We start from the raw sequence: 8,442 nt of genomic DNA on the forward strand, positions 1-8,442 counted from the left end.
GGGCGGGGCTGTGAGGGCCGTGAGGTCACCGGACCTCGTCCGCTCCGCCCCTCCCGTCCGTCCCGTCCGCCTCGTCCGCCGGATCTCCGGGCTCGCCCTCACCGACGGCGGCCGCGCCGCCGCCGTCGATCTCGATGCCCAGGCTCACCGAGCACCGGTAGTCCGCGAGATCCAGCCGGACGCGGCGGGCCTGGGCGTGCCAGAGGCCCGCCGCCCTCTCCGGCAGGCTCCGCGGGCGGTACTCCAGGACGACCAGCACCCGGGTCAGGTTCCCGGCCGGCTGGTGGAAGGTGGCCACGCCCCTGACCGCCGCCCTGGAGTCGCGGGCGTCCCATACGACGAGGTCGTCCGGGATCCGGTCGGTGACGCGCACGGTCCGGCCGCGCCCGGGCCACAGGATCCGCGCGCCGCGCGGGGCCTCGTCGCCGGCGCCGTTCTCCAGGAAGTCCAGCCACCGGTCGTACGCCTCGCGGACCGGTACTCCGACCTCTACGCACTCGCCGACGGTCAGCGGCCGGGCCGCGGCGCCGGCCCGTTCCCCGGCCCCGCCCCGCCCGCGGGCGGCGGCGAGCAGCAGGCGCCGGGCCCGCACCGCGGCCCGGCCGCCGGACGCCTCCAGGAGGCGTCCGGCGGCCGGAACGACGGCGGTGACGGCGGTGACGGCGGTCTGTCGGCGGCCGCCGACAGCGTCAGCCACGCTCGGAGCCTCCCGTGCGCTTGGCCGTACCGGTCGTCTTCCGGGCGCTCCCGGCCGACTTGCCGGTCTGCTTGCCGGCCGACCCCGTGGACTTCTTGGCGGCGCCGGCCGGCTTGCGGGACGCGGAGGCCGTCTTCTTGGCGGTCCGCGACGCGGTCTTCTTCGCCGGGGCGCGCCGGGAGGCGCCCTGCCCGCTCTCCGCCGACTTCCCGGAGCCCGCGGACTCCTTGCGGGAACCGCCCGTGCTCGGCGAGCCGCTCGTGTCCTTCCCGGACCTCTCCCGCGGCTTCCTCCCCGAAGCGCCGGAGCTGCCGGAGCTGCCGGAGCCGCCCGGGGCGTCCTCGGCATCCTCGGCGTCCGAGGCGTCCTTGCCGCCGCTCTTCCACGGCGCCCTGCCGAGCTGCCCCCGTACGCCGCCGGTCAGTGCTTCCAGGCGCTCGGTCGGCAGCGCGCCGGTGGCGGCCCTGCCGGCCTGCCTGACGTTGTTCCGCAGCCGGCCGGTGGCCTCCGCGAGCTGCGGGGTCCTCTCCTTGAACTGCTCGCCGAGGCGTCCGGGGTCCACCCCGAGCCGCCTGGCCAGCAGCGCCCCGCCCATGCCGAGGGGCAGTTTGATCCTGCTGCGCCCCGCCACGTAGCCCGTGGCGAAGGCCAGCGCCAGTGCCGACCGGTTCGTCATGTCAGTAGTCTCCTTGGTTGCGCCGTCTCTGCTCCTGCACGGCCTCCAGCCGGTCGAGCAGTTCGTCCTCCCGGCGGTCGAACTCCTCCTCGTCGATCAGGCCTTCGTCCAACTGCCTGGACAGTTCGTGGAGTTCACGCTGGATCGCCGACGGGTCGTAGTACTGCCGCTCCGCCTCGGCGACCACCTGCCGCAGCACCCAGCCGGCGCCGTGGAACGGTGCCGCGGGCAGCTTCAGGATCCCGCCGATCAGCCCCACGCCGGCTCACCCCGCGGGCGAGCCCGCGGCCCGGGCGGTCCGCCCGGCCTCGTCGGGCCGGCCCACGAAGCTGTAGGGCGGAAGCGGACCCGTGGCGCGGATGTCCAGATGGGGGTTGGCGCGCCCCAGCTCCTCGACGGCGGCGGTGAACTCCTCGGACCTGTCGCGGCCGAGGAGGAAGGAGAGGTTCGCCAGCCAGCCGGAGCCCTCCGGGCCCGGCACGTACCGCTGTGCCAGGGGCGCGAGCGTCTCCTCGATCAGCCGGGCGTCCTCCGCCTCGCGCTCGCGTACGGCGTTCGCCACGAGCTCGCCCAGGCGCAGCTTGTCCTCGTGGGAGCCGCCGCCGGCGGCGCGGTTGCGCTCCGCCAGGCTCCGCGCCTCGGTGTCCTGCGAGAGCACCAGGCGCAGCACCTCGTCCTCGCGGTGCACGGCCTTGACGTTGTACTCGGAGCGGCCGTCCAGCTCCTCCAACTGCCGGATGTAGTGGGCGGCGTGGTCCGCGAGCACCCCGCGCACGGCCTCCTCGTCGTCGGAGAGGCTGCCGAAGCGCAGCGGCAGGACCGGTCCCCTGGCGCCGACCTCGGTCAGCACCTGCTGGTGCGCCAGGAGATCGCGGCGCTTGGGCCGCAGGTCGTCCGGGCAGTCGCTGACGATCGCGGCGAGGTCCCCCTCGCGGACGATCCGGACCTCGCGCGGCGGCCGGCCGACGCCGGGCGCCTTCTCGGGCAGCGCCGGGTGGTCCGAGCGCGCGATTCCGTAGACGTAGACGCTCACTCCGTCTCCTCCTTGCGCCGGGCGGAGGCCCGGCGCCTTCGGGGTGCCGACTCCTCCTCGTCGGAACCGCCCTGGCGGAAGGCGTCGGATATGCTCTCGGCGGCCCCGGCCAGGGCACCCTTGGTCTTGCTGCTGGCGCCGCTCTCGGTGGCGTTCTCCAGCACCTCGGGCAGACCGGGCGACTTCCTGGGCCCGGATTCCAGGTCGAGGCGGTTGCACGCCTCGGCGAAACGCAGGTACGTGTCGACGCTGGCGACCACGACGCGTACGTCGATCTTCAGGATCTCGATGCCGACCAGCGAGACGCGGACGAACGCGTCGATCACCAGTCCGCGGTCCAGGATGAGTTCCAGAACGTCGTAGAGACCGCTGCTGCCGCCCCCACCTCCGGTGGAACGCTGTGCGGGAACTGCCGTAGTCATGGTACGGAGCCACTCCTCTCGGGTGTCGCAGCTCTCAGCCGCGGCGGGACGAATCGGCCCGGCCGCGCTCGTAACGGCGGACGCGGCGGTAACCGGTGAGGTGGCCGGCCTCGTCGAGGGTCACCTCGTACGAGGCCATCAGGCTCATCGTGTCCGGAACCCGCTCGAGTTCCATGACCTCCACCTCCAGGGCCCAGCCGTCCCCGGTCCGTTCGAACCGGGAGACACTCTCGGCGTGCAGGCCGGTGAGGTCGGTGAACTCGGACCGGGCCGTGCGCATCGCCTCGCCGAGCGGTATGGGGCGGCCTTCGTCCTCCGCCGTCCGCTTGCTGTCGTCGCTTGTCTTCTTCTCTGTCATGGGGCTCCTCTCAATCCCGGATACCGCGAGAGGATTTCCGTAAACATGCCTGTTTCCCAAAGGAATTGAGGGGCTTTTCGAATTCCTCTTCCGGTGTTCCGCGCAGTGGGCCGGAGAACTCCTCCGGAAATCCCCTCGCAAGGCGTCCGGAGAACGGGGCGGGTGGAATCGGGAGCGGCGCGCGCGGACCGTGCGAACGGCACGGCCGGACGGCGCCCGCATCACGGGGAGTTGTGACACAGATGTGACGCCGCCATGATCGGGCCGGAACTTCCGGCCGTACCGCCGACGCCGTACGGTGCTGCCATGGCACCGGCACCCGTGAACCCGCAGACACCGGACGACGACCCCGAGACCTACGTCGGACTCGACGTGGCCACCGCCGAACGGCAGGCACGCGAACGCGGCTGGACCACCGTGCGGTCCCTTCCGCCGGACGCGGTCATCACCATGGAGTACCTGTCGGGACGGCTGAACTTCACGGTGGAGGACGGCGCGGTGGTCCGCTGCTGGAAGGGCTGACACGTGCGGTGGCCCCGTCCCCCTCGGCCGAGGGGGACGGGGCCACCGCACGTGTCGGGCTCCGCGGGGAGGGAAGAGGGTGCGTACCGTCCCGCCCCGAGGAGCCGGACCGGCGCTACGAAGCCGTCACTTGCGCGGTCCCATCGGCGCGGTCCGCGACACCGTGCGCTCGCCGTACGGCCGGCGGCTGCCGGCGGGGGTGACGGGGGAGCGCTCCGAGCGGGCCGCGTGCTGCCGCGCGTGGGCGGGGTGGTGGGTGCGCGGCTCCCCGGCCCGGGGCGGCAGGTCGGCGGGCGATTCGGCGGACAGTGCCGCTTCGCACAGCGCCGCGTCCGGCAGCACCGGTTCGGACAGGGCCGGTTCGGGCCCGGAGACCGGATACGCCCCGCTCGCGCCGAGCCGGGTGGTGATCGCCGGGGCGCGGGTTCCGGCGGGGCGCAGACGCGCCGACAGGGGCGCGAGACCTTCCCGGAAGCGGTACCAGTGGCCCAGCAGATACGCCTCCGCGCGGGCGATGAGGGGCTCGAACCAGGGCAGCGCCAGCAGGATGAGCAGCCCAGAGGCCCAGCCCAGGAGCACGTCGCTGACCCAGTGGGTGCCGATGTAGACGGTGGTGGTGCCGACGCCGAGGGCGAAGACCGCCGCGACGACCGACAGCCGGCGCCGGGCCCGCGGCGTGGTGGCCAGATAGGCCAGGATCCCCCAGGTGACCACCGCGTTCGCCGTGTGGCCGGAGGGGAATATGTCCCCTGTCAGGAACATCTCGTTGGCGCCTATGCGGTTCGCGTAGTGCGGGCCCTCGCGCCCCATGCCGAGTTTCGCCGCACCCACCGTCACGTTCAGCAACAGCAGGGAGGTGCCCAGGGCCAGCAGCGGGCGCAGCGTCCGCTGCCGCCAGGAGCGCCAGCCGAGCCAGGCGGCGACCAGCACCGCGGTGGGGCCGCGCTGGCCCAGGACCACGAAGTAGTCGAGGAAGGCGTGGAGCTCCGGCCACTGCTTGTACGGGCGGAAGAGCATGACCTGCCAGTCCAGCCGGACCAGCCGGGAGGTGGTCAGCACCGCCGCCACGATGGCCGCGTAGAGGCCCAGCGTGGTGAAGAAGAGCGCCCTGCGGGTGCCGCTCATCCCCGGTGGAGGGGTGAGCGGCCGCGCTGGCTCCTGTTCCAGGCGGGCGAAGATCCGGTCGGTACGCACTCCAACGAGATTACAGGCGGTGACCGGCGGCACCGAACCGGCCACCTGCTTCGTAATGTCTATGTGATGTGCAACGGGCTTCCACCCGTACACGGAGAGGCTGTTTTCCCACGTCCGGGAGAAGTCGGCGGATTTTCCGACCGGCGTGCCCCAGAGCTGTTATCGAAGTTGCGCCGTGTGTTCTTTTTCCTTGAAGACGGGTATGGTCCACCGGCCGTTAACCGGGGCGCCGCCGGACCGGACCGGGGCGTGTCAGGGCGGGCCGGAACCGTGCAGCCACACCGCCCCGTACACCGCGGCGCCGGACGCCGCCAGGGTCAGGACCGCCGCCGAGGCGGCCGTACGCCACCGCGCCAGGGCGACCGCGACGGGCAGTAACAGCGGAAAGGCCGGCAGCAGCAGCCGCGGCTTGGAGCCGAAGTAGCCCTTGGCGCACAGCGCGAGCACCACGACGGTCCCCGCGTACGCCAGCAGCTGCGGCGGCTGCCCCTGCCGCACGCACAGCACGTACAGCCACACCACCAGGGCCACCCCGGCGAGCAGCCCCACACCGCCGATCACCGATCCGGTGAGGTGCTCCCCGATGAACGCGGCGAAGGCCAGACCGCCGTCGAAGCCGTTGCCCCACTGCCCCTGCACGTCGAGGTAGCCGACCGGACTGCCGGTCCGCAGCCCCACCCAGCCCACGTAACCGGACCAGCCCAGCGGGGCGAGGAGAACCCCGGCCGCCATGCGCGGCTCCCACCGCCGCTCGCGGTGGAACCGCTCGGCGGCGGCCAGCCACACCGCCGCGACCACCGCGGCCCCCACCGGGCGGGTCAGCCCGGCGAAGGCCGCCAGCGTGCCCGCCCACACCCACCGGCCGGTCAGCACGGCGTACACCGCCCAGGCGGCCAGGGCCGTGAACAGCGACTCGCTGTAGGCCATCGACTGCACGATCCCGACGGGCAGCGCGGCCCACAGCACGACGAGCGTGACGCCCGCCCGTCTGCCGTGGAGACGGTCGCCGATCGCGAACAGCGCGGCGGCGGCGGACAGCGAGGAGACGGCGCTGACGGCCAGCCCGGCGTCGGGCGCGCTCAGCGCCGACAGAGCGGACAGAGCCCGCTCCAGGGCGGGCAGCAGTGGGAAGAAGGCGAGGTCGGGATGGGTGCCGCCGTCCGGCAGGCGGGCGGTGTAGCCGTAGCCGTCCTCGGCTATCCGGGCGTACCACAGGGAGTCCCAGCGTGCGGACAGCAGTGTGTGCGCGCTCTCGCCCTCCGCCGCCGCCCACCCGGCCAGCACCAGCAGGCCCAGCGCCCGCACCCCCGCGTAGGCCAGCAGCGCGGGCGCCGCGTACCGCAGGGCCCGGCCGGCGGACCGCACGGGCGGCGCGGTCCGCACGGGCGGCGCCGGAGTCGGGCGGCCGGCGCCGCCCGCACGGCCGGGGCCGGGCCGGCGCCCGATGACGGCCGCCGGCGGGCCGTGCGGCGGGGTCTCGGACCCCCGCGGCGGGGGAGAGGGGGGCAGCAGATCGCTTGCGGGCATGAACGAGGAGGCTATAGGGCCGGGGCGAAGTGATGAGATGGGTTTCGGACCGGCGTCAACGTGAGGCGCGCCACGTGACCGTCCGGAGGACTCGCGTACGCTGACGCACTACTCGACCCTCCACACCGGGCCGGACGCTCCCCCGGCGTCCCGGCATTCCCCCCGGCGGCGGTGCGAGCGCTACAGGAGGTGCGTACATGTCCGGGACGACCACGGCCGGAGCCACCAGGGCGGCGGACGTCCCCCGGCAGAGACCGCGACGGACGGGAACGGCCGGCCCCGGCGGCGGTTCCCCCGCACCGGGCGGCGGCGCGAGCCGCTGGACCGTGCTGGCCGTGCTGTGCGCCAGCCTGCTCCTGGTGGCCGTCGACGCGACGGTGCTGCACGTCGCCGTCCCCGCCGTCTCCCAGGCGCTGCGGCCCGGCGCCATCGAGCTGCTGTGGATCGTCGACGCCTACCCGCTGGTCTGCGCCTCCCTGCTGATCCTCTTCGGCACCCTCGGCGACCGGGTCGGGCGGCGCAGGGTGTTGCTGTGCGGCTACGCCGTCTTCGGCGCGGCCTCGGCGCTGGCGGCGTACGCGCACACCCCCGAGGTGCTGATCGCGGCGCGCGCCCTGCTGGGGGTCGGCGGCGCGATGATCATGCCCGCGACCCTGTCGATACTGCGCCAGGTCTTCCCCGACCGCCGCGAGCGGGCGCTGGCCATCGGCGTGTGGAGCGCGGTCGCCGCGGTCGGCGCAGCGGTGGGACCGCTGGTCGGCGGCCTCCTGCTGGAGCACTTCTGGTGGGGCTCGGTCTTCCTGATCAACATCCCGCTGATGCTGCTGTGCATCCCGCTCGGACGCCGCCTGCTGCCGGAGTCCACCGGCGACCGCGACGGCCCCTGGGACGTGGTCGGCGCCCTGGTGGCCGCCGCCGGGCTGGGGGCGCTGATCCTGGGCGTGAAGCGGGCGGGCGGCGGCGAGGCGCTCCACCCGGGCACGCTGGTGCCGCTGGTGCTGGGCGCGGCCCTGCTCGCCCTCTTCGTACGCCGCCAGCTGCGCCGCCGCCACCCCCTGGTGGACTGCGCGACCCTGGCCCGGCCCACCTTCGGCACGGCGGTGGCCTGCATCGTGCTGACGGTGCTGGCACTGGTGGGTCTGGCGCTGATCGCGGCCCAGTACCTCCAGCTGGTCCTCGGGCTCTCCCCCCTGCAGACCGGGCTGCGGCTGCTGCCGCTCAGCCTCGCCGCGATCGCCGCCGGGCTGGCCGGCTCCCGGATGCTGCGCCGGCTGGGGCCGCGCGTCATGGTGCTGGTCGGCTTCCTGCTCACCGCCGCCGCGGTGCTGGCGCTGACCGGCGTCGGCCTGCGTGACGAGCCCGCCCTGCTCGTCTGCGGCTTCGTCGTGCTGGGCTTCGGGCTGGAGACGACGCTGTTCGGCGCGTACGAGTCGATGCTCAACGAGGCCCCGGCCCACCAGGCGGGCGGCGCCGCGGCGATCGGCGAGACCGCCTACCAGCTCGGCGCGGGGATGGGCATCGCGGTCCTGGGCACCGTCATGAACGCCGCCTACGCCCCCGGGGTGCGGAGGGCGGCCGGTGTGCCGGAGGCGGCCGGGGAGGACGCCGCCCACTCGCTGGGCGCGGCGTACGAGGTCGCCGAACGGCTCGGCGGACCGGCCGGCCAGGCACTGCGCGAGGCGGCGCGGGAGTCGTTCGTCCACGGACTGCACGTGGCGCTGCTGGTCAGCGCGGGCCTCCTGCTGCTCGGCGCGCTGGCCGCGCTGAGGCTGCCGCGCGCGATGGGCGCCCCGGGACAGGACGGGGGCTCCGGCCGGAGGCCGCCGAAGGAGCCCGACCGGGCGGACCGCACGGACCGGGACGGCGCCGCCCCGGCACGGTCCTGTGCCTCCCCCGGCCCCGCCGAGCTGCCCGGGCAGCCGGGCGGCCCCCTCTTGTCCAGCGGGATTACCCGGCCGTAACGTCGGGCGCGACCCTCGAAGATCCCCAGCCGGAGGCCACCGTGTCCAGCTC

General features: G+C 74.4%; 10 protein-coding genes. 2 read left to right on the forward strand and 8 right to left on the reverse strand.

Annotated elements, in window-relative coordinates:
- Positions 1-25: 25 nt before the first annotated feature.
- The 6 genes from L7D48_RS11980 to L7D48_RS12005 are packed head-to-tail and all read right to left on the reverse strand — an operon-like array spanning position 26 to position 3,186.
- Positions 26-697, reverse strand: coding sequence for a hypothetical protein (locus L7D48_RS11980; protein ID WP_237879239.1), 672 nt, complete (start codon positions 695-697; stop codon positions 26-28).
- A complete protein-coding gene (locus tag L7D48_RS11985) occupies positions 690-1,373 on the reverse strand; it encodes a hypothetical protein (RefSeq protein WP_237879241.1) in 684 nt (227 codons plus the stop codon). The genes L7D48_RS11980 and L7D48_RS11985 overlap by 8 nt, the downstream gene beginning before the upstream one ends.
- 1 nt (position 1,374) lies before the next feature.
- A complete protein-coding gene (locus L7D48_RS11990) occupies positions 1,375-1,632 on the reverse strand; it encodes a gas vesicle protein GvpG (RefSeq protein ID WP_237879243.1) in 258 nt (85 codons plus the stop codon).
- Positions 1,633-1,638: 6 nt separating this feature from the next.
- Complete coding sequence (locus L7D48_RS11995; RefSeq protein ID WP_237879244.1) at positions 1,639-2,406, reverse strand: GvpL/GvpF family gas vesicle protein; 768 nt, start codon at positions 2,404-2,406, stop codon at positions 1,639-1,641.
- Complete coding sequence (locus L7D48_RS12000; protein ID WP_206348242.1) at positions 2,403-2,828, reverse strand: gas vesicle structural protein GvpA; 426 nt, start codon at positions 2,826-2,828, stop codon at positions 2,403-2,405. Before L7D48_RS12000 ends, L7D48_RS11995 begins: the two co-directional genes overlap by 4 nt.
- A 34-nt stretch (positions 2,829-2,862) precedes the next feature.
- Complete coding sequence (locus L7D48_RS12005; protein WP_237879246.1) at positions 2,863-3,186, reverse strand: gas vesicle protein; 324 nt, start codon at positions 3,184-3,186, stop codon at positions 2,863-2,865.
- Between the two features lie 306 nt (positions 3,187-3,492).
- Between L7D48_RS12005 and L7D48_RS12010 the strand changes: the two genes are divergently transcribed.
- Positions 3,493-3,708, forward strand: a complete 216-nt coding sequence (locus tag L7D48_RS12010) for an I78 family peptidase inhibitor (protein ID WP_237879248.1) — start codon at positions 3,493-3,495, stop codon at positions 3,706-3,708.
- A gap of 126 nt (positions 3,709-3,834) precedes the next feature.
- On the opposite strand, the gene L7D48_RS12015 is transcribed toward L7D48_RS12010, so the two are convergent.
- Both L7D48_RS12015 and L7D48_RS12020 read right to left on the reverse strand, forming a co-directional pair.
- Positions 3,835-4,902, reverse strand: coding sequence for a phosphatase PAP2 family protein (locus tag L7D48_RS12015; protein WP_237879250.1), 1,068 nt, complete (start codon positions 4,900-4,902; stop codon positions 3,835-3,837).
- 252 nt (positions 4,903-5,154) lie between these two features.
- Positions 5,155-6,267, reverse strand: a complete 1,113-nt coding sequence (locus L7D48_RS12020) for a mannosyltransferase family protein (protein WP_237879252.1) — start codon at positions 6,265-6,267, stop codon at positions 5,155-5,157.
- A 359-nt stretch (positions 6,268-6,626) separates the two neighbouring features.
- Between L7D48_RS12020 and L7D48_RS12025 the strand changes: the two genes are divergently transcribed.
- Positions 6,627-8,390 (forward strand): MFS transporter, encoded by a 1,764-nt coding sequence (locus L7D48_RS12025; RefSeq protein ID WP_237879254.1) that lies wholly within the window; start codon positions 6,627-6,629, stop codon positions 8,388-8,390.
- Positions 8,391-8,442: the final 52 nt, after the last annotated feature.

Origin of the sequence: Streptomyces sp. ICN903 (genome assembly GCF_022015835.1) — a bacterium.
Taxonomy (GTDB): domain Bacteria; phylum Actinomycetota; class Actinomycetes; order Streptomycetales; family Streptomycetaceae; genus Streptomyces; species Streptomyces fenghuangensis.